The organism is Streptomyces sp. NPDC056480, assembly GCF_042795405.1.
Classification (GTDB): Bacteria; Actinomycetota; Actinomycetes; order Streptomycetales; family Streptomycetaceae; genus Streptomyces.
The window spans coordinates 1-25,935 of record NZ_JBHTSA010000084.1 but is presented as its reverse complement, the minus strand read 5'-3'; the positions used below and the strand labels follow the sequence as shown (position 1 = coordinate 25,935).

Below are 25,935 nucleotides of genomic sequence, written 5' to 3'. Positions count from 1 at the left end.
CAGCGGTACGAAGGGCCGGTCCCCACCCGGGGGCCGGCCCTTCGGCGTACCTCAGGCCTTCTCGTTCCAGACGCGCGGACGCAGCGCCGTGCCGCTCTTCCCCGACACCGGGGTCTTCACGGCGAGGAACTGGTTCACGCCGATCCGGTTGCGCTCGAAGGAGACGGCGGAGGCCGCCATGTACAGCCGCCAGATCCTCGCCCGGCCCGGAGAGGTGAGCCGGACGGCCCGGTCCCAGTCGCGCTCCAGGTTGGCCACCCAGCGGCGCAGGGTGAGGGCGTAGTGCTCGCGGATCGCCTCCACGTCCCTGACCTCGAAGCCGGCGTCCTCCAGGGTGCTCAGCGTGCGGCCCATGGGGGCGAGTTCGCCGTCGGGGAAGACGTACGCGTCGATGAAGACGTCGACCTCGTACGCCTCCTCGTCGGGCTCGGGGCGCCGCGAGATCTGGTGGTTGAGGAGCCGTCCGCCGGGCTTGAGGAGCCCGTACAGGATGTCGGCGTACTCCCGGTACCGGACGGCGCCGACGTGCTCGGCCATGCCGATCGAGGAGATCGCGTCGTACGGGCCGTCCGTGACGTCCCGGTAGTCCTGGACGCGGATCTCGATCAGGTCGGTCAGGCCCTCGTCGGCGATCCGCTTGCGGGCGAACGCGGCCTGCTCGCGGGAGAGGGTGATGCCGACGACCCTCGCCCCGTACTCCCGGGCGGCGTGGAGGGCCATGGAGCCCCATCCGCAGCCCACGTCGAGGAGCCGGTCGCCCTCCTTCAGGTTCAGCTTGCGGGCGATCAGGTCCAGCTTGTCGCGCTGGGCGTCCTCGAGGGTCGCGTCGGGGCCGTCGGAGGCCCAGTACGCGCACGAGTAGACCATCGACGGGCCGAGGACCAGCCCGTAGAAGTCGTTGCCCACGTCGTAGTGGTGACTGATCGCCTGCTTGTCACGGCGCCGGGTGTGCCGGCCGCCGTTGCGGCCGCGCATCTCCTCGGCCGGCGGCTGCGGCGGCAGCGGCGGTCCGGCCAGTCTCAGCAGGGCGCGGGCGGCCGCGCGCAGCCTCGGGTCGCGCGCCGACGCGAGCAGCCCCCTGGTGTCCTCGTGACGCTCCCAGAGCAGGCCCGAGAGCCCGTCCAGAAGCTCGTACAGGTCTCCCTCGACGTCCAGCTCCCCGGCCACCCAGGCGCGGGCCAGGCCCAGTTCGCCGGGCTTCCAGATCATCCTCCGCAGAGCCCGGCGGTCGCGGACGATCAGGACGGGGCCGCCCACGGGACCGGCCTCACTGCCGTCCCAGGCTCGCAGTCGGACCGGGAGCGGTCCTCCGAGGAGTTCCTCGGCGAGAGTCGTCAGCCGCGACGCGGCGTCGGCCATGGTGCACACCTCCGTGATCTCGTGCCCCAGAAATGCTCGTCACCAAGGGAACACCGTCCGTAGGCGTTTGCAGTCCCGGCGCAGCGCAATCAGTCGGCAAAACACGCGAAGGGCCGTCCGCACCACGGATGGCGGACGGCCCTTTTACGGCCTTGCGTGTACTGCTGGTACTGCGTGTACTGCGTGTACTGCTGGTCCTGCGTGTGCTGCCGGTACCCGCGGAGGATCCTTAGGAGGCCTTGGCCTTCTCCTGCGCCGGGGCGGCCGGAGCGGGGGCGGGCTTGGCGGCCTCGTAGAACTCCTCGCGCGGCGTCTCGATGGCGCCGAGGGAGACGACCTCGCGCTTGAGGAACATCGCGAGGGTCCAGTCCGCGAAGACGCGGATCTTGCGGTTCCAGGTCGGCATCGCCATGCCGTGGTAGCCACGGTGCATGTACCAGGCGAGACGGCCCTTGAGCCTGATCGTCACCTTGCCCATGACGATCATCGCGACGCCCTTGTGCAGACCGAGTCCGGCCACCGCGCCCTTGTTGGCGTGGCTGTACTCCTTCTGCGGGAAGCCGCGCATGCCGGCCACCACGTTGTCGCCGAGGACCTTGGCCTGGCGCAGGGCGTGCTGGGCGTTCGGCGGGCACCAGGCGTTCGGGTTGCCCGCCTTGCGGCCGACCATGTCCGGGACCTGGGCGTTGTCGCCCGCGGCCCAGGCGTAGTCGAGGCCGTTGATCTGGAGCTTCTCGTTGCAGTCCACGTGGCCGCGGGGGCCGAGCGGCAGACCGAAGCGGGAGAGCGCCGGGTTCGGCTTCACGCCGGCGGTCCACACGATCGTGTTGGAGTCGACCTCGAGGCCGTTCTTCAGCACGACGTGGCCGTCGACGCAGGAGTCCATGGAGGTCTCGAGGTAGATCTCGATCCCGCGGCTCTCCAGGTGCTCCTTGCCGTACTGGCCGAGCTTGGGGCCCACCTCGGGGAGGATCTTGTCGGCCGCGTCGACCAGGACGAAGCGCATGTCCTCGCGCGACACGTTCTGGTAGTACTTCGCGGCGTCCCGGGCCAGGTCCTCGACCTCGCCGATGGTCTCCGCGCCGGCGAAGCCGCCGCCCACGAAGACGAAGGTCAGCGCCTTGCGGCGGACCTCCTCGTCGGTGGTCGAGTCAGCCTTGTCGAGCTGCTCGAGGACGTGGTTGCGCAGGCCGATGGCCTCCTCGATGCCCTTCATGCCGATGCCCTGCTCGGCGAGGCCGGGGATCGGGAAGGTACGGGAGACGGCGCCCATCGCGATGACGAGGTAGTCGAAAGGCAGCTCGTACGCCTCGCCGACGAGCGGCGCGATCGTGGCGACCTTGCGGTCCTGGTCGATGGTGGTGACCCGGCCGGTGAGCACCTCGGCTCCGCGCACGACGCGTCGCAGCGGGACGACGACGTGGCGCGGCGAGATGCTGCCGGCGGCGGCTTCGGGGAGGAAGGGCTGGTAGGTCATGTACGACCGCGGGTCGACGACCGTGACGGTCGCCTCCGCGTAGCGCATCTTCTTGAGGATGCGCCGAGCTGCGTACAGGCCTACGTACCCGCCGCCTACTACGAGGATCCTGGGACGCTCCGTGGTGCTCATGAGATCGAGTATCCACCCCTCCTGAGGGGGGTGCTCGTGCGCCCCTTCACAAGGTCTCCGGACACCTCTGCTACACTCCGCCGCCCACGTGATCCATGTCATGGTGCTGCAAAGGAACCGGAGTGCCGGGGCGAACGTTGTTCACCCCTTGTGAACTGGCCCGGAGAGCCCCCGTTAACGCTGAACCGGGGCACCCGTTCACACGATGGAAACATCGAGCGAATCGGCCTCCGCACCTACGAAAGGGCCCTGAGGCACCACCCGAAGGGCCCAAAGACCCCCCTCGGACGCCATCAGGGCCCTTTTCCTTGTGAAGAACTTCACGAACTTTCCCGACGACATGTCGCCGGGGGCGTCGATAGGTGCCCGCTATGCGACGGATAGGGCGATCCCATCGAGGATGTCGTGCTCACTGACGACGACCTCGTGGGCTCCGACCCGCTCCACGATCTCCCTCAGGACGATCGCGCCGGCGATGATCACGTCGACCCGGCCGGGGTGGATGACGGGGATCGCCGCCCGTTCCGCGTGCGTGGAGGCGAGCAGCCGGTCGGCGACCTCGGCGACCTGGGCGGCGGAGATCCGGGCGTGGTGGATCTTCTCGGAGTCGTACTCGGGGAGCCCGAGGGCGATGGCGGCGACCGTGGTGACCGATCCGGCGAGCCCGACGAGGGTGTCGGCGGTGTCGATCGGGACGGTCTCGGCCGCCAGGTCGAGCGCGGCCCGGACGTCGGCGCGGATCGCGTCGGCCTCCTCGGCGGTCGGCGGGTCGTGCCGGACGTGCCGCTCGGTGAGCCGGACGCAGCCGATGTCGACGGAGCGGGCCGCCTCGACGTGCCGGTTGCCGACGACGAACTCGGTCGAGCCGCCGCCGATGTCCACGACGAGACGGCGGTCGTCGCCGTGCAGCTCGCCGGTGGCACCGGTGAAGGAGAACGCGGCCTCCTGGTCGCCGGTGATCACCTCGGGCTCGACACCGAGGATCTCCACGACGCCGTTCACGAAGTCCGCGCGGTTCTCGGCGTCGCGGGAGGCGGAGGTGGCGACGAAGCGCAGCTTCTCGGCGCCGAGCTCCTTGACGACCTCGGCGTACGCGCGACAGGCGGCGAAGGTCCGCTCCAGGGCCTCGGGGGCGAGCCGGCCGGTCTTGTCGACGCCCTGCCCGAGCCGGACGATCGTCATCCGCCGGTCCAGCTCGATCAGGTCACCGGTGTCCGGGTGGACGTCGGCGACGAGGAGGCGGATGGAGTTCGTACCGCAGTCGATTCCGGCGACCCGGGTCACTCCGTCCCCTCCTTCTTCTCCTCGTCCGCGCACGGTGTGACGCAGGCGCCCTTCGCCCACCACTCCGGCAGCATCGCGAGCGCCTCGTCGCCGAACGGGTTCACACCGGGTCCCGCGGCCAGCGAGTGGCCGACGAGGACGTGCAGGCACTTCACGCGGTCCGGCATGCCGCCGGCGCTCGGGAAGCCCTCCAGGACCTCGATGGCGTCACGGCGCGCGATGTAGTCCTCGTGCGCGGCCCGGTAGGCGGCGGCGAGCTCCGGGTCGGTGGCGAGCCGGGCCTGCATCTCCTTCATGACCCCGTTGGCCTCCAGGGTCCCGATGGCCGAGGCCGCCCGGGGGCAGGTCAGGTAGTACGTGGTCGGGAACGGCGTGCCGTCGGGGAGCCGGGGCGCGGTCTCGACGACGTCCGGGTTGCCGCACGGGCAGCGGTGCGCGATGGCGCGCAGGCCGCGGGGCGGCCGGCCGAGCTGGAGCTCGAAGGCGGCGATGTCCCGCTCGGTGGGCTCGGTGCGTTCGGTCTGCGGAGGGGGCGTTTCCATGTTTCTCTCGGTTGCCTTGCTCGTCTGGTGCGGAGGAGGGGTCAGGGGCGGTCGGCGTGGTCGACGCCGTCCCAGAGGTTGTCGTACCAGGGGCGGTCCGCCGCTCCCTGGTCGCCGCGGGGCCGTTGCTCCGCGTCGGGGTCGTTCACGGTGAAGCCGGTCTCGCCGGGAAGCACGTAGTGGAGGTGCTCGCGGGCGAGGCGGCGGACGTAGGCCGGGTCCTGGAGGCGGGCCTTCTCGTCCCTGAGTTCCTCGACCCGGCGGGCGGCGTCGGCGGCCCTGCGCTCCTGTTCGGCGATCTCGCCCTGCTGGGAGACGTAGCTCCGCATCGGGTAGGCGAGCGCCACGACGAGGGAGCAGACGACCAGGGCGAGGAAGGCCGCGCGGCCGGTGAGCCGGGAGCGGCGGGCCTGGCGGCGGGTCTGGGAGCGGTAGACACGGGCGGCGGTCTGCTCGCCGAGCAGTCTGATCCGGGTCGCGGTGGAGAACCGGTCCCGGTCCTTCGCGGCCATGTCGTGTCGCCTCCCCTGTTCACGCGGACGTCCCCGCACACGGTACGGGACCGAGTACGGGGACGTACGGAAGCCGCCCTGCGGAGGGGCTCAGCCGTCGATCAGCCGTGCGGGGTGATCAGCCCTTGAAGCGCGGGAAGGCGCTGCGGCCGGCGTAGACCGCGGCGTCGTCGAGGATCTCCTCGATGCGCAGCAGCTGGTTGTACTTGGCGACGCGGTCCGAGCGGGCCGGGGCGCCGGTCTTGATCTGGCCGCAGTTCACGGCGACCGCGAGGTCGGCGATGGTGACGTCCTCGGTCTCGCCGGAGCGGTGGGACATCATGCACTTGAAGCCGTTGCGCTGGGCGAGCTCGACGGCGTCGAGGGTCTCGGTCAGCGAGCCGATCTGGTTGACCTTGACCAGGAGGGCGTTCGCGGTGCCCTCCTCGATGCCGCGGGCCAGGCGCTCCGGGTTGGTGACGAAGAGGTCGTCGCCGACGATCTGGACCTTGGTGCCCAGCTTGTCGGTGAGGACCTTCCAGCCGGCCCAGTCGTCCTCGTACAGCGGGTCCTCGATGGAGACCATCGGGTACGCGGAGACGAGCTCCTCGTAGTACTCGGTCATCTCGGCGGCCGAGCGGGACTTGCCCTCGAACTCGTACTTGCCGTCCTTGTAGAACTCGGACGCGGCCACGTCGAGGGCGAGCGCGACGTCGGAGCCGGGGGTGTAGCCGGCCTCCTTGATGGCCTCGACGATGAGGTCGAGGGCGGCGCGGTTCGACTCGAGGTTCGGCGCGAAGCCGCCCTCGTCGCCGAGGCCGGTGGAGAGGCCCTTGCGCTTCAGCACGGCCTTGAGGGTGTGGTAGATCTCGGCGCCCCAGCGGAGGGCCTCGGAGAAGGACTCCGCGCCGATCGGGGCGATCATGAACTCCTGGATGTCGACGTTGGAGTCGGCGTGCGACCCACCGTTGAGGATGTTCATCATCGGAACGGGCAGCAGGTGCGCGTTCGGGCCGCCGAGGTAGCGGAAGAGCGGGAGGTCCGAGGCCTCGGACGCGGCGTGCGCGACGGCGAGGGAGACGCCGAGGATGGCGTTGGCGCCGAGGGAGCCCTTGTTCTCGGTGGCGTCCAGGTCGAACATGGCCTGGTCGATCAGGCGCTGCTCGGTGGCGTCGTAGCCGACGAGCTCCGGGCCGATCTGCTCGATGACGGCGAGGACGGCCTTCTCGACACCCTTGCCCAGGTAGCGGTTCGGGTCACCGTCGCGAAGCTCGATGGCCTCGAACGCACCGGTGGAGGCGCCGGACGGAACAGCAGCACGACCGGTGCTGCCGTCGTCGAGGCCGACCTCGACCTCGACCGTGGGGTTGCCTCGGGAGTCCAGGATTTCCCGGGCTACGACGACGTCGATGGACGGCACGAGCATCTCCTTTTTGGGATGTGACGCTGGATGTGACGCAAGGTCGGTGCAGGGTCGCTTGGCCTTGCGACAAGAGCCTAACCGGCTCGGGGGCTCCGGCCAGCCGGGCGCCCGCCCCCTGGGACGAAAAAGGACCCAAGGGCAGGCATGTCGGGACGAAGGGCCTCAGATCTACCGGCCGGTAACCGTGTGGGCGGTCCGCTGTTCCTGCGGGCCCTCCCCCTCAGTACCTCCGCCGGTCCCTCCGTACGCCCTCCGGAAACGGGGGAACCCCGGTCCGACGCGCACGGGGGATGGGCGCGTCGGGCCGGGGTGGTCACCGCGGGAGGGTCGGAGGGGCCGCGTGAGCCGCCGGACTCACGCGAGCCGCCGGGCTCACTTCAGGTGAAGCTGCTGGCCCGGGTAGATCAGGTCGGCGTCCTCGACGACGTCCTTGTTCAGCTCGAAGAGCTTGGCCCAGCCGCCCTTGACGCCGTGCGCCTGGGCGATCTTGCTGAGGGTGTCGCCGGCCGCGACCTTGTACTCGCCGTCACCCTTCTTGACCTTCTTGCCGGTCGGGGTGGTGACGGTCTTCTTCGCGGCGGCCTGCGGAGCGGCCTGCTGCTGCGCGGCCTTCTTCGGGGCCTGGCGCTGCTCGCTGCGGGTGGTCGGCTGCTCGGCCTTCCGCTCCTGCTGCGGCTGCTGGGTGCTCTGCTGCGGCGCGCTCTCGGCGGCGCCGGTGTTCGGCGAGGCGCCCGAGAGGCCCACGCCGCAGGACGGCCAGGCGCCCTTGCCCTGGCCCGCGAGGACCTTCTCGGCGATGGCGATCTGCTGGGACTTCGACGCCTGGTTGGCGGTCGCGGCGTAGGCGGTGCCGCCGTACGCGGCCCAGGTGGAGGCGGAGAACTGCAGGCCGCCGTAGTAGCCGTTGCCCGTGTTGATGGACCAGTTGCCGCCGGACTCGCACGCGGCGACGGTGTCCCACTCGGAGACCGTGGCGGCCGAGGCGGTGCCCGCGGTCATCAGCGGGGCGGCGACGGCGACACCGGTGACGCCGACGAGCGTGACGACCTGGGTGGCCTTGGACGGACGGCGGTGTTTGCCCTTACCGGAAAACAGCATGGAGATTCTCCTCACCGACGCCTGTGAGGTGAGCTGTCGGGTTCGGGCCGGAAAGTTGCCCGGCCGCGTGTCCTAGCACGCGGCTTCACCCCAAGCCGTTCGCCGGCCGTCTGTCTCAACGGCCGGGACCGGCACTTACCTTGGGTCCCCCACTCCTGCCTTCGGCGCTTGCGCGACGACTGTTCCCATCGGCCGACGGCAGGATTCGGCGTTTCGGTCGACGGGGCCCGCGGTGGCGAGCGGTGACGACCGTAGACACAGACCCACCGGAAGTTCAAAGAGGCGCATTGCGGAAATATCGCCCCTACTTGCCTTCCGGCGGGGGTTGTTTGTGCAGGTGAGACGCGACGGAAGCGGAGTTTGCGGGCGTGACACGCCAGTTGGGGCGAAGAGACCCATGTCTCACTTGCCCAGAACCGGACATATGACCCTGAACTACTCCGCCGACGCGGTCGAACCCGCCGTCAGGTCGAGGGCCTGACCAGGGAGGATGAGGTCCGGATCGACGCCCACGGTCTGCCGGTTGGCGTCGTAGAGGGCGGTCCAGCCTCCGGGGAGTTCGTTCTCCTGTGCGATGTCGGACAGATTGTCGCCCGGCTGCACGAGATAGGCGCCCGACTTGCCCTGACTGTCCGTTGCGTCCGATTCCTTCGAAGCGTCAGCCGGGGACTTCTCCAGGGGGTTTTCGGTCAGCTTGTTACCCGATGAAGCATGTCTACCTGATTCGGTTGAACTGTCCGACTTGCCGGTTTCCTCCGGAGCGGCGTCACCCCGGTGCTTCCCGGTTCCGGGAGTGGCCGGCGACACGTCGTCCGTCGGCCCGCCGGGCGTGGTGGCTCCCGGCGCAGTGGGCGTACCGGGCGTAACCGGCGTAACGGACTCATCGGGCGTGACCGGCGTGGTGGGCACCGTCGGGTGGCTCGGGTCGGTCGACACGGAGGGGCTCGCCGGGGTGGTCGGCGTCACGGGAGCGGTCGGCGAGACGGGAGTGGCGGGTGCGGTGGGCGAAGCCGACTCCGTGGCCTTCTTCGCGTCCTTGGACGCCTTGGACTCCTTCGCGTCCGACGAGGACCCCTCGGAGGTCCCGGGAAGACCGGTGGTCCAGTTCGACTCGGGAACCGGGCCCGTGGGGGCCTTGGGGACGCTCGCGGGGCCGGGATCCACGCCGGGCGAGGTGCCGTCGTTCGTGAGGCCGGCGATCGGCGCGCAGGTGGCCCACTCGGTGGACCCCTTGGCAAGGGCCTTCTCGGCCACCGCGATCTGCTGGGCGCGGCTGGCCAGGTCGGGGCTGGGCGCGTACGTCAGGCCGCCGTTCCGCTCCCAGCTGTCCTGGGTGAACTGGAGCCCGCCGTACATGCCGTTGCCGAAGTTGGCGCTCCACTGGCCGCCGGACTCGCACTCGGCGACGCGGTCCCAGGTGGCGGCGTCGGCGGCGGAGGCGGACCCGGTGGCGAGCAGCGGCAGCGCCATGGCGGAGCCGGTCACGCCCGCGGCGACGACGATTGCGGGGGCCTGACGGGGGCGACGGTGACGTCCGTTCCCGGAACGCATAGGAGCGCCTTTCGCGTGACGACTGTGTGGACGACCCGAGTTGCCGGACATGGCCGAATTACTCAACCACGTTGACGAACCGAGCTGACCGGGAAGGTAGCCCTATTCGAACGCTCATCACAAGTCGATGCACCCGCGATCACGTGAAGATCACAGTTCTGATGAACCGTCACTTCGTGGAGGTCGTACGGAAGGGGAGAACTCCACCGGAAGCGTGCGCAATCCGCGCATGATGAGCCCTCCGCGCCACCGCAGTTCCTCGGGATCGGCGGCAAGTCGCAGGTCCGGAAGCCGAGTCAGCAGGGTGGCGAGCGCGGTCTGTCCCTCGAGCCGCGCGAGCGGCGCGCCGAGGCAGTAGTGGATGCCGTGCCCGTACCCGAGGTGCTGGTTGTCGCGCCGGGCGAGGTCCAGGGTGTCCGGCCCGTCGAACCGCTCCGGGTCACGGTCCGCGGCGGCGAGCACCACGAGGACGGGGTCGCCCGCCGGGATGTCCTGTCCGCCGATGGTCAGCGGCTCGGTCGCGTACCGCCAGGTGGCCATCTCCACCGGCCCGTCGTACCGCAGCAGCTCCTCGATCCCGGTCTCCAGGAGCCCGGTCTCCCCCGCCGCGACCGACGCCTGGAGCAGCTCGCGCTGCTCGGGGTGGCGCAGGAGCTGGTACATGCCGTTGCCGATGAGGTTGACGGTCGTCTCGAAGCCGGCGAAGAGCAGGATGAAGGCCATGGCGGCGGCCTCGTTCTCGGTGAGGTGCTCGCCGTGGTCGGAGGCCTTGATGAGGCCCGAGATGAGGTCGTCCCCGGGCTCCTCGCGCTTGCGGTGGATCAGCTCGGCGAGATAGCCGCGCATCTTCTTCACCGACCGCGCGACCCCGCCGCGCGGGCCGCCGCCGTGCCGGATCATCATCCCGGCCCAGTCGCGGAAGTCGTCCTGGTCCTCCTCGGGCACGCCGAGCAGGTCGCAGATCGCGTAGATGGGGAGCGGGAAGGCGAACTCGTGGATGAGGTCCGCGCTCCCCTTCTCCACGAAGGCGTCGATGAGCCGGTCGGTCAGCTCCTGCACGCGCGGGGTGAACTCGGCGACCCGGCGCGGGGTGAAGGCCTTCGAGACGAGTCGCCGCAGCCGGGTGTGGTCCGGCGGGTCGATGTTGAGCAGATGTGTCATCAGCTCGGCCTTGCGCTCGCCCGGGATGCCCGTCTTCCCCTTGGCGTGCGGGGACTCGTCGTGGTGCGCGGGGTTCTTGGAGAGCCGCTGGTCGGCGAGGGCCTGCCGGGCGTCCCCGTACCGCGTCACCAGCCAGGCCTCCACCCCGCTGGGCAGCGTCGTCCGGTGCACGGGCGCGTGCTCGCGGAGCCAGGCGTACGCGGGATACGGATCGCTCGCGAACTCCCAGGTGAAGAGCTCGGGGGCGGGGGACGACGCGGGGCAGGAGGCGGGGCCGGTTCCGGGGGTGGTGCTCACTCCCCGACCGTACAGGGCGGTCCGGAAGGCGAGGTCTGTCGGATCCTGTGATCAAGAAGGGGGTGGTGCCCTAGATTCTTGTCAGTGGATCCTCAGATGCTCAGAAGCACGTTCGCGGTCGTCGAGAGACGGGCCGAACACGCCGTCACCTTCTTCTACTCGCATCTTTTCTGGAACAACCCGGCCATGCGCGAGCTGTTCCCCGAGGACATGCAGCCCCAGCGGGACCGGCTCTTCGCCGCGCTCACCCATGTGGTGACCCATCTGGAGTCCCCGGGGCTCGCCGCGTACCTGGGGCAGCTGGGCCGCGACCACCGCAAGTTCCTCGCCTCCCCCGCGCTCTACGCCGCCGTCGGGTCGAGTCTGCTCGCCGCCTTCGCGCACGCCGCCGGGGCGGCCTGGAGCCAGGAGGCCGAGAAGGCCTGGACCGAGGCGTACGGGCACGTCGCCGATCTGATGCTGGCGGGCGCCGAGGAGGCGGCCGGGGCCGGGGAGCCGGCCTGGTGGGACGCGGACGTCGTCCGGCACGAGCGGTTCGGCGAGGACCTGGCCGTCCTCACCCTGCGGCCGCGGCAGCCCTTCCCCTTCCTCCCCGGGCAGTACGTCAGCGTCAGCTCGCTGCGCGTCCCGCGCGTCTGGCGCACCTACTCCCTCGCGGACGCGCCCCGCCCCGACGGCACGGTCGAACTCCATGTGAGCCGGATCCCGGGCGGCGCGATGAGCACGGCCCTCGTCGACGGGACGGGTCCGGGCGAGACGCTGCGGCTGAGCGCGCCCGGCGGCGGCCTCACCGCGTGCACGGAGCCGGGCGGACTCCGTACCTATATAGGCGCCGGTACGGGCTGGGCGCCGGTGAAGGCGCTCCTCTCCGAGGCGGCGGAGGCCGAGCCGGAACTGAAGGGCCGGCTGTTCGTGGTGGCGCGCGCGAAGGAATACCTGTACGGCCGGCGGGACGCGGAGCGACTGAAGAAACGTCTCAGCGGACTCAGCGTCACCTACATCACCTCGGCCCCCGGCCACCGCAAGGACCAGGCGACCGAACGGCTCCTCCAGGCACTGCGGGCCTGTGTCCACTGGCCCTCGCACGACGTCTACCTCGCCGGCCCGCCCGGCTTCCTGACCGAGGTCGCGGAGGTGCTGGTGGAGCTGGGCACCGACCCGGACCGGATCCACCACGACACCCTGCAGCCCGTGGGCCGCTTCACCGCCCGCCCGAACACCGCGGCGGAACGCCTCCTGGGCCCGCCGCCCCCGCTCTGGCACAACCCGGGGGCCCGGGTGCCGCGCGAGCCGTGACGCCTGCCACCGCCGCCCGAGCCGGCGTCCGCGCCTGAGCCCACGCCCGAGCCTGCGCTCACGCCCACGCCCACGCCTGCGCCCACGCCCGAGCCCGAGCCGTGCGCCCGAGCTGAGCCCAGCCGCGCCTGAGCCCGCGCCCGCGCCGCCGCCTCAGCCCTGCCGCGCACGCGCACGCGCACGCGCACGCCGCGAACGGCTACGCCTTCACACCCTCCGCCGCGCGGATCGCCTCCCGGTACGTCCGGGCCGCCGCGCGCAGCGCCGCCTCCGGGTCCACGCCCTCCGACTCCGCGCGGACCGCCAGGGCGAGCAGGTCGTAACCGATGCCCCGCTCCGCCGGAAGGGCCACGTCGAGACCCGCCACGCGCGCCCGCCCGCCGAGCTTCGCGGCGAGCGCGAGCCCCGGCTGACCCAGCGGCACGCCGTCCGTCACGGACTCCCGCTGCTTCTCGACCGCCTTGGTACGCAGCCAGTGGGCCCGTACCTCCTCCGGCGTCTCTGCCGTCGCGTCCCCGAACACGTGCGGGTGCCGGTGGATCAGCTTCTCGGCGAGGTCGCCGGCGACGTCGTCCAGGGAGAAGGGATTCTCCGGGTCCTCCTCGGCGATCCGGGCGTGGAAGATCACCTGCAGGAGGACGTCTCCGAGCTCCTCGCGCAGCGCGTCCCGGTCGCCGTCCTCGATCGCCTCGACGAGCTCGTACGCCTCCTCGATGCCGTACTTGACGAGCTCCTTGTGCGTCTGCCGCGAGGACCACGGGCATTCACGCCGGATGCGGTCCATGATCTGCACGAGGTCGAGGAGCCGGGCGCCGGGCAGGTCGTACGAGCCGGGCAGCAGCTCCAGGTCGGGCATCGAGAAGCGGCCCGAGCCGGCGAGCCGGGCGAGGCCGTCGGTCAGCGCCCGGTCGCCCTCGCCCGAGGGGAGCAGCAGGACCGTACGGCCTCCGGCGCACGCCTCGACGAGTTCCTCGGCGGTGGGCCGGAGGTGCTCGACGGCGACCCCGGCCTCCCGCAGGTAGGGCAGCTGGGGATGGCGCTCGTCGGGGCAGAGCACCCGGTCCGCGGCGCCCAGCGCCTGCCAGGCGGGCCAGGACAGCAGTCCGGGTGCCACGCGGTGGCTGGCGGTGAGCAGAACGATGCGGCCGGGGCTCTCAGATGTCACCCCTTGAACTTACTCCGCCTCACGCACCGGCCGGGACGGCGCCCGGGTCCTGGCTGATCTGCCGCAGCCAGGGGGCGGTGGTGTCGCCGAGCCTGACCTGGGCGTCGTCCCAGGCGCCGTAGCGCGGGTTCACGTCGATGTCGAGGTCCTTGGAGGCGGCGGAGAAGACCTCCGTCAGCTTCCGCTGGCCCTCGGGGGTGTCCGTGACGCCCAGCTTGGCGGCGATCTTGTTCATGAGGACGTTGCGGCGGACGACGTCGTCGATCTGGCCGGGCGCCACGCCCTGCTCCTGGAGGAGGACGTCGGCGAGCCGGTCCGCGCCGCCGCTCTCGCGGACGAAGGCGGTCCTGGTCTCCTGGAGCTCGGCGCGGGTGACACCGACGCCGTTGTCCGCGGCGACCTTGTCGACGACCCGGTCGAAGATCATGACGTTGAGCTTGCGGCGGGGCAGGTCACCGGTGGCCTGGACGAGCTGGGCGGCCTGCGGGGAGCGCTCCTGGGCGGCGCGCACGTCCTGCACCTGTGCCTGCAGGCTGGAGACGTCGATCCGTTCGCCGCCGACGACGGCCGCCGCTCCTGGGTGGGCGTCACTGCCGCAGGCGGTGAGCAGCGGGGCCGCGGCGAGCAGTGCGGCGGAGACGGTGAGCGCAGTGCGGCGGTGCAAAGGAGCCTCCCGGGCTGGTCGTGCGTCAGTTGAACGACCTTGCGGTGATCGATGTTAGGGAGTCGCCCGGGCCGGAGCCACTACTTCGGTGCGACTGTTTCCCACAACGACTCACCGGCACGCCGGGTGTCGGCCGGTACCGGTCCCGTGTCCACCCCCTCGCGCGCCCCTTCGTACGTCCCTTCGGACGCCCCCTCGTGGGTCTCCTTGACCAGGTAGTGCGGCCGCCGCTTGACCTCGTAGTAGATGCGGCCGACGTACTCGCCGATCAGTCCGACCATCACCATCTGCACGCCGGCGAGGGCGGTGACGGCGACGAGAAGGGTCACGTAGCCGGGAGTGTCGACGCCGTTGACCAGCGCGTCTCCGACGATCCAGGCCGCGTAGCCGAGGGCGACGAGGACGAGCAGGAAACCGAGGTGGACGGCGGCCCTGAGCGGCTTGTTGTTGAAGGACAGGAGTCCGTCGAGGCCGTAGTTGAGGAGCTTGCCGAAGGTCCACTTGGAGCGGCCCTCTTCGCGGACGGCGTTCTCGTACGAGAACGTCGTCGTCCGGAAGCCGACCCAGGAGAAGAGGCCCTTGGAGAAGCGGTTGTACTCGCCGAGGCCGAGGACCGCGTCGACGGTACGGCGGGAGAGGAGCCGGAAGTCCCCGACGCCGTCGACGAGCTCGACGTCCACGAGCCGGTTGATCGCCCAGTAGTAGAGGCGGGCGGTCAGGGTGCGGGTGACGCGGTCGCCCTCGCGGGTACGGCGGGCGACGACCTGGTCGTACCCCTCGGAGTGCAGCGCGACCATGCGGTGCACCAGCTCGGGCGGATGCTGGAGGTCGGCATCCATGATCACGACGGCGTCGCCTGCGGCGTCGCGGAGGCCGGCCAGCATCGCCGCCTCCTTGCCGAAGTTCCGGCTGAAGGAGACGTACCGGACGTGGTGGGAGTCGCGCGCGGCGAGCTCCTGGAGGAGCGGGAGCGTCCCGTCCCGGCTTCCGTCGTCGACGTAGACGATCTCGAACTCGCCGTCCAGCTTGGCGAGTTCTCTGGTCACGTGGTCGTGGAAACGGGCGAGGACGTCTTCCTCGTTGAAGCACGGGACGACGATCGAGAGCAGCACGCCGACCACGACAACGGAGCCCGGTGTCCCGGCCGGTCCCCATGGATGGCGCCCAGACGACCATTGCGTGAACTGGGTCGTGGGGAAAGGACTTTCCCGGTCGGACGCTGGCATATTCGACGGGTCATGCCGAACGCCACTCGAACGCGGGGCACCACGCCGCCCGCCCTCGCGCCCACCACCGTGGGCACCGCGACCCGGCTCACGGCCGAGGGCCCACGCTCCCTGTTCCTCGCCGGGCTGCTCACCGTGCTCGCCGTCTGCGGCGGCGACGCCGTGGCCCGGGTCTTCCCCTTCGGGCCGCGCCACCGGGCCGTCAACGACCTCGCGAACCAGTTCGTGCCGTTCCACGCGCACCTGTGGGATCTGCTGCGGGGCCGGGCGGACGGCGGTCCGCTGCTCGACTGGCAGGCGGGCTGGGGCACCAGCTTCCTCCCCGACTACGGCACCTATGTGTCGAGCCCCTTCGCGCCGCTGGTCGCGCTCTTCCCGCGCGGGGACATCGAGTACGCGGTGTACGCGATCACCGTCCTGAAGACGGCGGTCGCGGCGGCGGCCATGACGTACCTGCTGCGCCGCCTCGGCCCCGGCACCTGGTGGTGGGCGTCGGTCCTCGGCGCCTCGTACGCGCTCTGCGGCTGGTCGCTGGCGGAGGGCACGTACAACCCGATGTGGCTGGACGGCCTGATCGCGTTCCCGCTGCTCTGCCTGGTGGGCGAGTGGGTACGGGAGGGCAGACGGCCGCTGCTCGGGCCGCTGGTGGTCGCGGTCTGCTGGGTGGCGAACTTCTACACGGCGTACATGGCGACGATCGGGGCGGCGCTCGTCCTGGTGGTGCGGCTCCTGGCGGTGCGGCCCGGGACGACGGGCTCGGCGGCGGGCTCGGCGAGGGACTCGGCGAAGGGCTCCACGGCGGGCTCGGCGCGGGGGGAGGTCTCCGGTGACGCTACCGATGGCGGTGACGCTACCGATGGCGGTGACGGGGCGGGCCGCGGTGCCGGCGACACCGGCGCGCGCCTCCGCACGGGCACGCTCCTCGGCACCGGCGCGCGCCTCCACGCCGTCCGTACGCTGCTGCGGGCCGGGCTGACGACGGGGATCGGGATCGCCCTCGCGGCGCCCGTCCTCGTCCCCGTCTTCCTCGGTTCGCGGCACGCCCACCCGGGCCTGGTGCGGGAGTTCGACCCGGCGCCCGCCACCGACGTCCTCGCCCGGCTGCTCCCCGTGACGTACAGCTTCTCGACCCCGGCGGCCTTCGTCTCCACGGCGGTGCTGCTGCTCGTCGCCGCACTGCTGTTCCGCCGTGAGATCCCCGGCCGGGAGCGGTGGCTGTGGGCGGGCCTGTGCGTGGCGGTCCTGGCCTCGATGCAGTGGGGCCCGACGCACCTCCTGTGGCACGCGTTCGCCACGCCGAACGGCAGCCCGTACCGCCAGACCTTCGTCCTCTCCGGCGTCCTCGTCCTCGCCGCGTGGACCGGCTTCGCCCACGGCCTCCCGGACCGCCGCGCCCTGCTCGGCGGGACGGCGGTGGTCGCGGCCCTGTCCCTCGGCTCGCTCCCCAGCCCCTTCCTCACGTCCTGGGCGCTCGTCCTCACGGCCGTCGGCCTGGTGGCGGTGGCGGGTGCGCTGCTGCTCCCGCGCCGGGGCCGGTACGGGCTGCTCGCCGCGCTCCTGGTCGTCGGCACCGTGGTCGGCCAGGCGGCGGCGACGACGGCGTACGCCGACCGGGAACGGCTGGTCCGGCTCGACGACTACCCGCCGTGGGGCGCCGAGCAGCGGCGGCGGGCGGACGCCCTGGCGGAGGCGGACGGCTGGCCCGCGTACCGCACGGACGCGGGTCTGCCCCGGGTCGCGGGCAACGATCCGCTGCTCCTGGGCGGCCAGGGCGCCGCGTACTACAGCAGCCACACCCCGGCGGTCCTGACGGAGACGCTGACCGCGCTGGGCGGCGGCTGGACCTCCCGGGGCCGGAACCTGCTGAGCCTGGACAACCCCGTGACGGACGCGCTGTTCGGGGTGGGGGCGCGGTGGCGGGACGGGCAGGTGGTCCGCGCGGAGCCGTCGGCACCGCCGCTGCCGCTGGTGACGGTACGGCCGCCGGGCCCGGCCCCGGCGTACGGCAGGTCCCCCTTCCGCAACCAGGAACTCCTGCTGGGCACGCGGGTGTACGAGGCTCCACGGGCGGGCGGCGCGTGCCGGGTCGGCACGGAGGTCTTCCTCTGGGCCCCGGACGCCACGGGCACGGCCCGCCTCGGCACGTACGAGACACGGCTGCTCGGCGGCCGGCCGAAGCGACTGGCGGCGCTGACGTCCCTGGGCGTCCAGCGGCGGGAGGGGGCGAAGCCCCAGGTCCCGCCCGGCGGGAGTGCCGAGATCGGCTGCCTGGACCACGACCGCCTGCGCGCGGCCGTGGCGCGGCTCCGCACCCGGGCGGCGACGTGGATCGACGTCCGCGACGACGGCCTGACGGCCACGCTGCAGCCGGGCGTGACGGGCACGGCCGTGGTGGCCGCGCCGAGGATCGCCGGCTGGCGGTGCGAGGGCGGGAAGGCCGGTGCGTACGGCGGCCTGCTCGCCCTCGACGTCCGTCCGGGCACGACGACGTTGACCTGCGACTTCCGCCCGCCGGGCCTGCGGGCGGGGCTCGCGGCGGGCGCGGCGGGCACGCTGCTGCTCGCCGCGACCCTGTGGCTGGGCGCAAGGGCCCGCCGGAGGGCGGAGGGGCCGGCCCCGCTCAGCCCGTGACCGCGACGATGCGCCAGCCCACCGCACCGGAGGCACCGGCCCGGCCCTCGACGGCGAGGGGGAGTTCGGCGGGTGCGCTCGGGATCCGGTGCGTCACGGGAACGCCGTCGCAGGGCACGGCCGGGGTCTCCTCGCCGCCGACGACGGGCACGACCGCGCCTTCGCCGGCGCAGACGACGGCCAGCTGGTAGACGGCCCCCTTCGTGAGCCGGGAGCGGTGGTGCACTCCGCCCTCCGCCCGCTCGATCCCGGACTCCACGAACTCGGCAGCGTCCAGGGAGATCGTGTCCAGGACGTCCTTGACGCGCTTCTCCTGCGCGGCGGCCGCCGCCGTACCGCGGCTCGTGGGTGCGGACGCGGTGGCCGAGGCGGGCGGGGCGGCGGCCGGGACGGAACCCGACCCGGTGCACCCGACGGCGCCGATCGAGAGAAGCCCGAGCACGGCCCCCGTCAACAGATACGTGCGCGTTCCGGTCATCTGCGGTCTCCCCCTGGTCGAACGGTCTCGAACAGCGACGTTAGATCACGCCCCGAAGACCTCGGACGGCAATTCGACTTCTCTGAGGAAGAGTTGAGGAAGGCCGGTCGGGCCTGTCAGCCGGACACCCGCCGCTCCCACCTGACCTCGCCGTCCTCCAGCCGGTCCGTGGGGGTGAGGCCGGCCGCCGCGGCGACGGACGCCGACGCCGTGTGGTCCGGGTGGACGTGGGCGACGATCGTGCGCGCGCCGTGCTCCACGAGCAGGGTGACCAGGCCCTCGGCAGCCTCCCGCGCGAAGCCCCTGCCCTGCCACTCCGTGCCGATCACCCACGCGACCTCCGCGACCCGTCCGCCCTCCGTGACCGTCGCCTGCACGGTCCCGGTCAGCCGGTCCTCGGCGCGGAGGCGGACCGCCCAGTTGCCCCAGACCGTCGCAGGATCCGGCGAGCCGGCCGCCAACCGCTCGTACCGGGCGCGCAGTTCGGGCAGGGCGAGCGGGGCGCCGCCGATGAAGGTGTGCAGGGCGGGGTCGGCGAGGACGCCCGCCATCTCCTCGGCGTGCGCGACGGCGAGCGGGACGAGGTCGAGGCGGGAGGTCCGTACCGTACGCGCGGTCACCCCGCTCCGCTCCCCCGCGGTCATACGTTCCCCAGGAAGCCGGGGTCGCGCTCGTCGAGCCCCACGCTCGTCTCCCGCTCGAACTCCAGGAGCTCCGCCATCGTCACGACACGGCGGCTGGTCCCGGCCAGGTCCCGGTGCGCCTCCGCCGACCACAGCGGCGGGTAGAGGGTGAGCCCCCGGTCGCCGTCCAGCCGGCGGACCTCGTCCTGCCAGCCGGGCCAGCGCAGACCCGCGTAGAACTCCTCCGTGCCGCCGGACAGCATCCACGCCAGCCAGGCCCCGTATCCGGCGCCCAGCGCGTCCCAGCTCAGCGAGTCCGGCGCGAAGTACACCATCTCGCCGGGCTGCCCCGGCAGCCCGACCTGGTCGGCGGGCCCGCCCTGGAGGACGAACACCCCGCCGAGTACGTCGTGGGCCACGACGAGCCCGGCGTCGGGCCGCCATCCCGGATCGGCCGCGGCGTCCGCGGGGAAGCCGTTGACCTGGGCGAGCGACGGCAGCCGCCGGTCGTTGCCGGCGGCCGGGCTGCCGTACACCCGGAGCCAGCCGTCGTCGACGAACGCCCCACCGCTGTGGAAGACGAACGCCCCCAGGAACGACCGCACGGTCACCTGCGTCCGCAGCAGCGCGGCCGCGCCCCGCGTCGCGTCGGCGGTCAGCAGCTCGACGGGTACGGGCGCGGCCCGCAGCTTCTCGCCGAGGACCGGCCACGCCGGGTCCTCGACCTCGATCAACTCACTCAGTTCACGCACCGGGGCATGCTCGCACGCCCGCGGGTGCGACCGGCCCTCCGGGCCGCTCGCGGCGGATCCCCGTCGGCGGCCCTGTCAGCGGCCCTGTCGGCGGACCTGTCGACAGCCCCGTCGGCGGGCCCGTCGGCGGGAGCCTGCTATGTCCGAGCGACCCTGGTGGCGCTGCCGAGGATCCTGGTCGGTGTGATGCGGACGACCACGCGGACCTGTTCCGCCGGGGCCTCCGCGTACTCCTTGCCGCCGCCCGGGCCGAGGTACTCCTCGGCGATGCGGACGGCCACCGCCCTGCCGGTGTCCTCGGTGACGGTGGCCGTGCCGCGTATCTCGACGTAGCGGTCGGGGTCGGCGGGGTCGAAGACCGTCAGGCCGACGCGCGGGTCCCTGACCATGTTCAGGGCCTTGCGCCGGCCTTGCGTGGTGGAGATCAGCAGCTCGCCGCCGTCGCGGCTGACCCACACCACCGAACTCTGCGGGCCTCCGTCGGGGTTGAGAGTGGCGAGCACGCCCATGTGGGGGGCGTCGAGCAGGCCGCGTACGGCGTCGTTCATCTCAAGGGACATGCCGAGGAGGTTATGCGGGCGCCCGGAGGGACGCACCGGAATACCCGGCGCGGCCCGGTGGCCCTCCGCCGTACGCGGGCTACGCGCCGCAGAGGGAGTGGTCGTAGAGCGTCTTCAGGGCGGTGTCGACGGGGTGGGGCGGCGGGGTCTCCTCCGTGCTCCGGGGGTTCCAGCGCTGGAGGTTGACCGCGATCGACATCTGGCGGCCGCCGTCCGCCCGGGTCAGGGAGATCGTGCCGGCTCCCCAGACCGTGCCGTCGTGGCCCCAGAAGGTGCCGCAGCCGGGGAGGACGACCTTGTGCAGCCCGAGGCCGTACTCGATCATCGTCCCGTCCAGGGCGCGGACCGGGACCGTGCGCTGCATCTGCGCCAGGGACGACCGGCTGACGATCCCGCCGTCGAGCAGCCGCGCGTAGAAGCGGTTGAGGTCGTCCATGGTGGAGACGAGGGCGGCCCCCGTGCCCGTCCACGACATGTTGTAGACGCTGTAGTCGCGCGGGGGTTCGAGCAGGCCCCACAGGGACTCGTACATGCGCGCGTGCGGCCCGTCGATCGTCGGCCCGTCCGGGAACCCGGTGTGCCGCAGCCCCGCGCGGTCGATGACGTGACGGGTGATGTAGCGCTCGGCGGTGGTGCCGGTCACCCGTTCCAGGAGTCGGCCGAGCAGCAGCCAGTTGGTGTTGGAGTAGACGCCTGTGGGGCCGCCGGGCTCGCCCGCGGGCGGCGCCGCGAGTCCCAGCGCGATCAGCTCGGCCGGCCGGAACTCGCGGAACCGGTTGTCGTCCAGGCTGGCGGGCGAGTTCCGCTGGAGGGAGGGGAAGGCGTACGGGATGTAGTCGGGGATGCCGCTCGTGTTGTTGAGGAGCATCCGGACCGTGATCCTCCTGCCGCGCTCCCCCGGCACGAGGTCGGGCAGATAGCCGCCGACGGGCGCGTCGAGCCGGATCCGGCCCCGCTCGACCTGCTGCATGACGGCCGCGGCGGTGAAGGTCTTGGTGATGCTGCCGACGCGCTGGCGCATGTCGGGGCTCACGGGCCGTCCGGTGGCGAGGTCGGCGACCCCGGAGGCCCCGCGCCAGGTCCGGCCGGCGTCCCGCACCTCGCCGAACACGCCGGGGACGCCCGCCCGGTGGACGGCTTCCATGGCGGCGCGCAGCCGTGCGGGCTCGACGCGGTTCGCCACCGCCGTCCCGGCGGGCGTCCCGGCGGGCGTCCCGGCCGTCCTCCCGGCCGGCGTCGTGTGCGTCTTCGTGTGCGTCTTCGTGTACGGGGCGGGGGCGGCCGCCACCGTGCCGACGCAGGCGGTGAGCGCGGCCACACCCGCGATCAGGGAGAGACGGATCTTCGATCGGCGTTCCACGGCGTACGTACTCCTTCGGTCGGGCGCGACGGGAGGATGCGGGTGGTGCGGCCCGTCCGGCAGGCTTCGTCCCGGAGGCCTCATCCGGCCAGGGCCCGCCGCAGGACGGCGCCGAGCTCGGCGTTCTGCCGCTGCGAGACCTCGGCGGAGAGCAGCGCCTGCGAACCGTGGAAGGTGCCCGGCCACTGGTGGATCTCGACCGACACCCCCGCCTGGAGCAGGCGCAGCCCGTACGCGAGGCCCTCGTCGCGGTTCGGGTCGAACTCGGCGGTGGCGAGGTAGGCCGGCGGCAGGCCGGTCAGGTCCTCGGCACGGGCCGGGGCCGCGTACGGGGTCGCGGGGCCACCGCCCAGGTAGTGCTGCCACGAGGCCAGGCCCTTCGCCCGGTAGAACCACGGCGTGTCGGTGAAGTTCACCGCCGACCACGAGTCCTGCCGGTCGTCGAGCCCCGGCTGGTTGAGCAGTTGGAAGCGGATCGGCGGCCCCTGCCGGTCGCGGGCCCGCAGGGTCACCGCGGCGGCGAGGTTGGCGCCGGCGCTGTGGCCGCCGATCGCGATGCGGTCCGGCTCGACGCCGAGTTCGGCGGCGTGGCCCACGGCCCACTCCAGCACGGCGTACGCGTCGTCCAGGGCGGCCGGGTGGGGGTGTTCGGGGGCGAGCCGGTAGCCCACCGAGACCACCACCGCGCCGGAGGAGGCCGCGATCCGGCCGGCCCACGGGTGTTCGGTGTCCAGGTCGCCCATGAGGAAACCGCCGCCGTGCAGCCAGACGACGGCGCCCCGGGCCCCGTGCGGGCGGTAGACCCGTACTGGCACGGGCGGGTCGGCGGGAACCGTGCGGTCCTCGACCTCCATGTCCGTGGTGTCGGGGGCCGGTACGGCGGCGGCCAGTCGGGCGAAGCTCTCCCGCGCGGCGACCGGGTCGGTGAGGTCGGTGCGGGGGAAGAACGGTACGAAGGCTTCGAGTTCGGGGTCCATGACGGTCATCCTCGGGGAGCCGCCCTCGCCGGGTCGTCCGCCGTCCGTCGGGCATCGGGGGCCGATCGCGCGCCGATCGGCGCCCGCGGCCCGCGCACCCCTCCTCCTATCCTGCTGGCATGGAGGCTTTGGCCGTACGGCTGTCTGGACTCGATCCGTACGTCGACGGCGCGCTCCGCATCGTCGCGTTCTACGACACCCTGATGCGCAGGCGCGTGGACCTTCCCGCGCTCGCCAGGGCCTCGGCCGGTCTCGCCGAGTGCGTCACCGGCGTCGGACTCCACGGCACCGGGCGGACGATCCGCGTAGCGCCCGACGGCCGCGAGGCCCCCGGCCCGGCGGGGCCCGCGTCCGGTACGGTCCCGGTCGTCCTCGACGAGGAGGAGATCGGCACGGTGTGGCTGGAGCGGTCCGGCCCGGCCGGCCCGCTCGACGAGGTGCTGCTCGACCGGCTGGCCCTCGCCGTGGCGGGGGCCGTCGAACGGTACGGTCCGGCCCGTACGACCATGGCGGACCCCGCGCTCGTCGAGCTGGTCATCAGTGCCGAGACCGACGAGGCGGCCCGCGCGCGGGCGCTGCGGCTCCTCGGGTTCGCCGCCGGGGCGCCGGTCCGGGTGGCCGCCGTACGGTCGCCGCGACTGCCGCTCGACCGGGTGGGCGGAGCCGTCTGCCCCGGCCGGCCCGTGAAGGCGGCGCGGATCGGCGGGGTCGGCGTGATCCTGGCCTCGGCCGTGGACCGGACCCGGTTCCCCTCGGGCGTGCGCGCGGGGATCGGCGCGGCGGACGGGCCCGACCTGGCGTGGCGGGAGGCCCGCACCGCCCTGCGTCTCACCACCGCGCGTGAACCCGTCCTCGACCACGCGGAGTTGGGCGCGCTGGCGCTGCTCGCGGAGGTGCCGAGGGAGGTGCTGCGCGGCAACCCCGACGTCGCGGCGCTCGTCCGGGTGGCCGGGGACCCGGCGAAGCCCGCGGAAGAGACCCGGGAGACTCGGGAGACCCGTGAAAGCCGGGAGACTCGCGAGGCCCGGGAGACTCGGGAGACCCGCGAGGCCCGGGAGACTCGGGAGACCCGCGAGGCCCGCGAGACTCGGGAAGCCCGCGAGGCCCGCGAGACCGCGGACACGCTGGACACGCTGGAGGCGTACTGCGCGGCGGGGTCGCTGCGCCGGGCCGCCGACCTGCTGCACCTGCACCACAGCAGCGTGGCCCGCCGCATCGACCTGATCGGCAGAGCCCTGTCCGTGGACCTCACCACCCCGACCGGCCTGACCCGGGCACGCGTGGCCCTGACGGCATGGCGCCTGCTGGGCGACTAGGGCTGTCCGGCGGATCGGGCCCCGGGACCGGCGTACGGGTCCGGGGGCGCGCCCGAATCGGGGCCCGGGTCGGCGTACGGAGCGGGGCCCGGGTCGGCGTACGGAGCGGGCCGTCCCTGCCCCTCCCCGCCCCTTCCCCTCCCCTCCCCGCCCCGCACCGCCCCGGAAACTTTCTCGAGCTCGGTCGCAACCTCGCCCGGTGACGCACGTCTGGTGGTGTGAAGGCGCCCTTCACACCGATCCACCCGACCGTGTCCGTCCCTTTCTCGGGAGAACCCCATGTCCAGCCACGCCAAGCGGAACTTCCGCCCCCGCCCCCGCATCCTGGGCGTCGTCACCGGTGCCGCGCTCCTCCTCGGTGGCGGCGGCTTCGTCGCGCAGGCCATCGCCGACTCCGGTCCGCAGCCCGCGCCGGCCGCACCGAAGGTCTCGGTCCCGAACGCGGCCCCGGCGGCTCCGGCGGCCGCCCCCGCGCCGGCCGTCGCCCCGAAGGCCGTTCCGAAGGCCGCCGCGCCCGGCACGCCCGCCCCGGCGGTCAAGCCCGTCGCCGCCCCGGCCCCGGGCGTCGCCCCGAAGGTCGTCTCGCCCGGCAAGCCCGGCCCTGCCGTCGCACCCACGCCCGCACCCGCGCCCGCGCCCGCCGTCGACCAAGGCGCTCGCCCCGCCCCGGCCCAGGCGGTCAAGCCGACGGCCGCCCCCGCGCCCGCCCCGGCTCCGGCCGGTGCCGCGCCCCGCGTCCAGAAGTAGCAGCGCGCGGTAGCACCGAGGAGCGGGTGGCCCGGCCGGGCTTGCGCAGGTCCGGCCGGGCCACCCCCTCCGCCCCGCAACGGATCGAGGACCGTGCAGTTGTCGTACGCCATGCCCGTACCCGGACACCCGGACCGGCCGTCGCCCTGGTGGGCCCGGCTGCTCGCCCGTATGCCCCGGACCCGGACCCGGGTCGGCGACGCCCCCGGGGCCGTACGGGGAAGGCATCTGCGTGCGGTGGACGCCCCGGAGGACCAGGGGCCGCCGCCCACCCTCACCGAGCTGTACCGGGCCCGGCGGCTCGACATGGTGCGGCTCGCGCTGTTCCTCGTCGACGACCTGCACACCGCCGAGGACGTCGTCCAGGACGCTTTCGCCGCCGTGTGCCGGACGTACGGCACCTCCCTGCGCGGGCTCCAGGATCCGGGCGCGTACCTGCACACCGCCGTGGTCAACGCCGCCCGTTCCGTGCTGCGCAGGCGCCGCACCGCGCGCGCGTACACCCCACCCCACCCGGTGTCCGAGCCGCCCGTCGACGAGGGGCTGCTGCTCGCCGAGGAGCACCGGCACGTGCTCGACGCGCTCGCGCGGCTGACCCGGCGCCAGCGCGAGGTCCTCGTCCTGCGCTACTGGTCGGAGCTGACCGAGGCGCAGATCGCGCAGACGCTCGGGCTCTCGCGCGGCACGGTGAAGTCGACCGCGAGCCGCGCGCTCGACGCCCTGGAGAAGAAGCTGGAGGCGGGCCGATGAGGCCGCGTGCCGAGGACCCCCTCACCGTCACCGAGGAGCGGCTGCGGGCCGCGCTCGCCGCGCGCGCGGCCCTCGTCACCTACCGGGACCTGCGCCGTGACGAGCCTCCCGAGGGGCGGAGCTGGGGACTGCGGCGGGTGCGCGGAGTCGCCTTCGCGTCGCTGGGGACCGTCGCCGCCGCGGCGGCCGTGGCGGCCGCTTACCTGCTCCTCCTGGTGCCCGCCGGCACGGTCTCCCCCGCCCCGGCGCCGCCCGCCCGGCCTCCGGACGTCAGCACGTCCCCCGTCACGCCCACCCCCTCGCCGGTGGCGCCGTCGGTCACCGGGCCGGGCGCGGCACCGGAACCTGAGCCGGGGGCGGTGCGGCCGTCCGGAGGCGGTCCGAAGCCGGGGGCCGTTCCGAAGCCGGGTGCCGTTCCGGGTGCCGTTCCGAAGCCCGGGGCGGAGCCTCCGGCGGACCCGAAGCCCGCGGGCCGGCCGTAGCCGGCGCGTCGGGCCCGGCATGCGGGAAGGGGGGGGGCGCCCCGGGGGGGGGGGGGGCCGGCCCGCCCGGGGGGTGGGGGCGGGGGTGGGGGC

General features: G+C 73.1%; 24 protein-coding genes and 1 riboswitch. Of the genes, 6 read left to right on the top strand and 18 right to left on the bottom strand.

The genetic code is table 11. The features are described 5' to 3' along the window. Nucleotides 1-51 precede the first annotated feature (51 nt). From ACFQ79_RS29150 to ACFQ79_RS29110, 9 genes are all read right to left on the bottom strand, one after another. A complete protein-coding gene (locus tag ACFQ79_RS29150; RefSeq protein WP_383589051.1) occupies nt 52-1,359 on the bottom strand; it encodes a class I SAM-dependent methyltransferase in 1,308 nt (435 codons plus the stop codon). A 229-nt stretch (nt 1,360-1,588) separates the two neighbouring features. After that, on the bottom strand, nt 1,589-2,968 hold the full coding sequence (locus ACFQ79_RS29145) for an NAD(P)/FAD-dependent oxidoreductase (protein ID WP_383589049.1): 1,380 nt from the start codon (nt 2,966-2,968) through the stop codon (nt 1,589-1,591). A gap of 369 nt (nt 2,969-3,337) precedes the next feature. Next, the gene (locus ACFQ79_RS29140; RefSeq protein ID WP_383589047.1) at nt 3,338-4,252 is read right to left on the bottom strand and encodes an exopolyphosphatase; all 915 of its coding nucleotides are present in this window, start codon (nt 4,250-4,252) and stop codon (nt 3,338-3,340) included. After that, on the bottom strand, nt 4,249-4,794 hold the full coding sequence (locus ACFQ79_RS29135) for a DUF501 domain-containing protein (protein WP_383589045.1): 546 nt from the start codon (nt 4,792-4,794) through the stop codon (nt 4,249-4,251). Before ACFQ79_RS29135 ends, ACFQ79_RS29140 begins: the two co-directional genes overlap by 4 nt. A gap of 41 nt (nt 4,795-4,835) precedes the next feature. Continuing rightward, nucleotides 4,836-5,306 carry a septum formation initiator family protein gene (locus ACFQ79_RS29130; protein ID WP_266966475.1) on the bottom strand — a complete coding sequence of 157 codons (471 nt, stop codon included), beginning with the start codon at nt 5,304-5,306 and terminating at the stop codon, nt 4,836-4,838. A 118-nt stretch (nt 5,307-5,424) separates the two neighbouring features. Then, on the bottom strand, nt 5,425-6,711 hold the full coding sequence (eno, locus tag ACFQ79_RS29125) for a phosphopyruvate hydratase (RefSeq protein WP_015034101.1): 1,287 nt from the start codon (nt 6,709-6,711) through the stop codon (nt 5,425-5,427). Nucleotides 6,712-7,080: 369 nt separating this feature from the next. Beyond that, entirely contained in the window at nt 7,081-7,806 is a 726-nt protein-coding gene (locus tag ACFQ79_RS29120) for a transglycosylase family protein (protein ID WP_383589044.1), read from the bottom strand. A 3-nt stretch (nt 7,807-7,809) separates the two neighbouring features. Continuing rightward, a riboswitch (cyclic di-AMP (ydaO/yuaA leader) is annotated at nt 7,810-7,983 on the bottom strand. 258 nt (nt 7,984-8,241) lie between these two features. Further along, nucleotides 8,242-9,357 (bottom strand): transglycosylase family protein, encoded by a 1,116-nt coding sequence (locus ACFQ79_RS29115; RefSeq protein ID WP_383589042.1) that lies wholly within the window; start codon nt 9,355-9,357, stop codon nt 8,242-8,244. A gap of 150 nt (nt 9,358-9,507) precedes the next feature. After that, nucleotides 9,508-10,815, bottom strand: coding sequence for a cytochrome P450 (locus ACFQ79_RS29110; protein ID WP_383589040.1), 1,308 nt, complete (start codon nt 10,813-10,815; stop codon nt 9,508-9,510). A 96-nt stretch (nt 10,816-10,911) separates the two neighbouring features. On the opposite strand from ACFQ79_RS29110, the gene ACFQ79_RS29105 reads away from it, so the two are divergent. Further along, nucleotides 10,912-12,111 carry a globin domain-containing protein gene (locus ACFQ79_RS29105; RefSeq protein ID WP_383589038.1) on the top strand — a complete coding sequence of 400 codons (1,200 nt, stop codon included), beginning with the start codon at nt 10,912-10,914 and terminating at the stop codon, nt 12,109-12,111. 199 nt (nt 12,112-12,310) lie between these two features. On the opposite strand, the gene ACFQ79_RS29100 is transcribed toward ACFQ79_RS29105, so the two are convergent. The 3 genes from ACFQ79_RS29100 to ACFQ79_RS29090 all read right to left on the bottom strand — a co-directional run bounded on the left by ACFQ79_RS29100 (nt 12,311) and on the right by ACFQ79_RS29090 (nt 15,052). Beyond that, the gene (locus ACFQ79_RS29100) at nt 12,311-13,276 is read right to left on the bottom strand and encodes a nucleoside triphosphate pyrophosphohydrolase (protein ID WP_383589036.1); all 966 of its coding nucleotides are present in this window, start codon (nt 13,274-13,276) and stop codon (nt 12,311-12,313) included. A gap of 19 nt (nt 13,277-13,295) precedes the next feature. Next, on the bottom strand, nt 13,296-13,940 hold the full coding sequence (locus ACFQ79_RS29095) for a SurA N-terminal domain-containing protein (RefSeq protein ID WP_383589034.1): 645 nt from the start codon (nt 13,938-13,940) through the stop codon (nt 13,296-13,298). Nucleotides 13,941-14,020: 80 nt separating this feature from the next. Next, a complete protein-coding gene (locus tag ACFQ79_RS29090; RefSeq protein ID WP_383589032.1) occupies nt 14,021-15,052 on the bottom strand; it encodes a glycosyltransferase family 2 protein in 1,032 nt (343 codons plus the stop codon). 126 nt (nt 15,053-15,178) lie between these two features. Between ACFQ79_RS29090 and ACFQ79_RS29085 the strand changes: the two genes are divergently transcribed. Further along, nucleotides 15,179-17,797, top strand: coding sequence for a YfhO family protein (locus ACFQ79_RS29085; protein WP_383589030.1), 2,619 nt, complete (start codon nt 15,179-15,181; stop codon nt 17,795-17,797). Here ACFQ79_RS29085 and ACFQ79_RS29080 read toward each other — a convergent pair. The 6 genes from ACFQ79_RS29080 to ACFQ79_RS29055 all read right to left on the bottom strand — a co-directional run bounded on the left by ACFQ79_RS29080 (nt 17,787) and on the right by ACFQ79_RS29055 (nt 22,547). Continuing rightward, nucleotides 17,787-18,275, bottom strand: a complete 489-nt coding sequence (locus ACFQ79_RS29080; RefSeq protein WP_383589028.1) for a hypothetical protein — start codon at nt 18,273-18,275, stop codon at nt 17,787-17,789. The two genes, ACFQ79_RS29085 and ACFQ79_RS29080, sit on opposite strands and share 11 nt — an antisense overlap. 116 nt (nt 18,276-18,391) lie before the next feature. Then, complete coding sequence (locus ACFQ79_RS29075; RefSeq protein ID WP_383589026.1) at nt 18,392-18,919, bottom strand: GNAT family N-acetyltransferase; 528 nt, start codon at nt 18,917-18,919, stop codon at nt 18,392-18,394. Beyond that, the gene (locus ACFQ79_RS29070) at nt 18,916-19,650 is read right to left on the bottom strand and encodes a DUF2625 domain-containing protein (protein ID WP_383589024.1); all 735 of its coding nucleotides are present in this window, start codon (nt 19,648-19,650) and stop codon (nt 18,916-18,918) included. The genes ACFQ79_RS29075 and ACFQ79_RS29070 overlap by 4 nt, the downstream gene beginning before the upstream one ends. A 137-nt stretch (nt 19,651-19,787) precedes the next feature. Continuing rightward, nucleotides 19,788-20,210, bottom strand: a complete 423-nt coding sequence (locus tag ACFQ79_RS29065; protein WP_383589022.1) for a PPOX class F420-dependent oxidoreductase — start codon at nt 20,208-20,210, stop codon at nt 19,788-19,790. A gap of 79 nt (nt 20,211-20,289) precedes the next feature. Then, nucleotides 20,290-21,570 carry a serine hydrolase domain-containing protein gene (locus tag ACFQ79_RS29060; RefSeq protein WP_383589020.1) on the bottom strand — a complete coding sequence of 427 codons (1,281 nt, stop codon included), beginning with the start codon at nt 21,568-21,570 and terminating at the stop codon, nt 20,290-20,292. 80 nt (nt 21,571-21,650) lie between these two features. Next, complete coding sequence (locus ACFQ79_RS29055) at nt 21,651-22,547, bottom strand: alpha/beta hydrolase (protein ID WP_383589018.1); 897 nt, start codon at nt 22,545-22,547, stop codon at nt 21,651-21,653. Between the two features lie 119 nt (nt 22,548-22,666). Here ACFQ79_RS29055 and ACFQ79_RS29050 point away from each other — a divergent pair, with 119 nt between their 5' ends. The 4 genes from ACFQ79_RS29050 (at nt 22,667) to ACFQ79_RS29035 (ending at nt 25,842) form a co-directional block, all read left to right on the top strand. Next, nucleotides 22,667-23,863, top strand: coding sequence for a helix-turn-helix domain-containing protein (locus ACFQ79_RS29050; protein ID WP_383589017.1), 1,197 nt, complete (start codon nt 22,667-22,669; stop codon nt 23,861-23,863). A gap of 279 nt (nt 23,864-24,142) precedes the next feature. Next, nucleotides 24,143-24,610, top strand: coding sequence for a hypothetical protein (locus tag ACFQ79_RS29045; RefSeq protein WP_383589015.1), 468 nt, complete (start codon nt 24,143-24,145; stop codon nt 24,608-24,610). A 93-nt stretch (nt 24,611-24,703) separates the two neighbouring features. Further along, complete coding sequence (locus ACFQ79_RS29040; RefSeq protein ID WP_383589013.1) at nt 24,704-25,360, top strand: RNA polymerase sigma factor; 657 nt, start codon at nt 24,704-24,706, stop codon at nt 25,358-25,360. Continuing rightward, on the top strand, nt 25,357-25,842 hold the full coding sequence (locus tag ACFQ79_RS29035; protein WP_383589011.1) for a hypothetical protein: 486 nt from the start codon (nt 25,357-25,359) through the stop codon (nt 25,840-25,842). The genes ACFQ79_RS29040 and ACFQ79_RS29035 overlap by 4 nt, the downstream gene beginning before the upstream one ends. Nucleotides 25,843-25,935 lie beyond the last annotated feature (93 nt).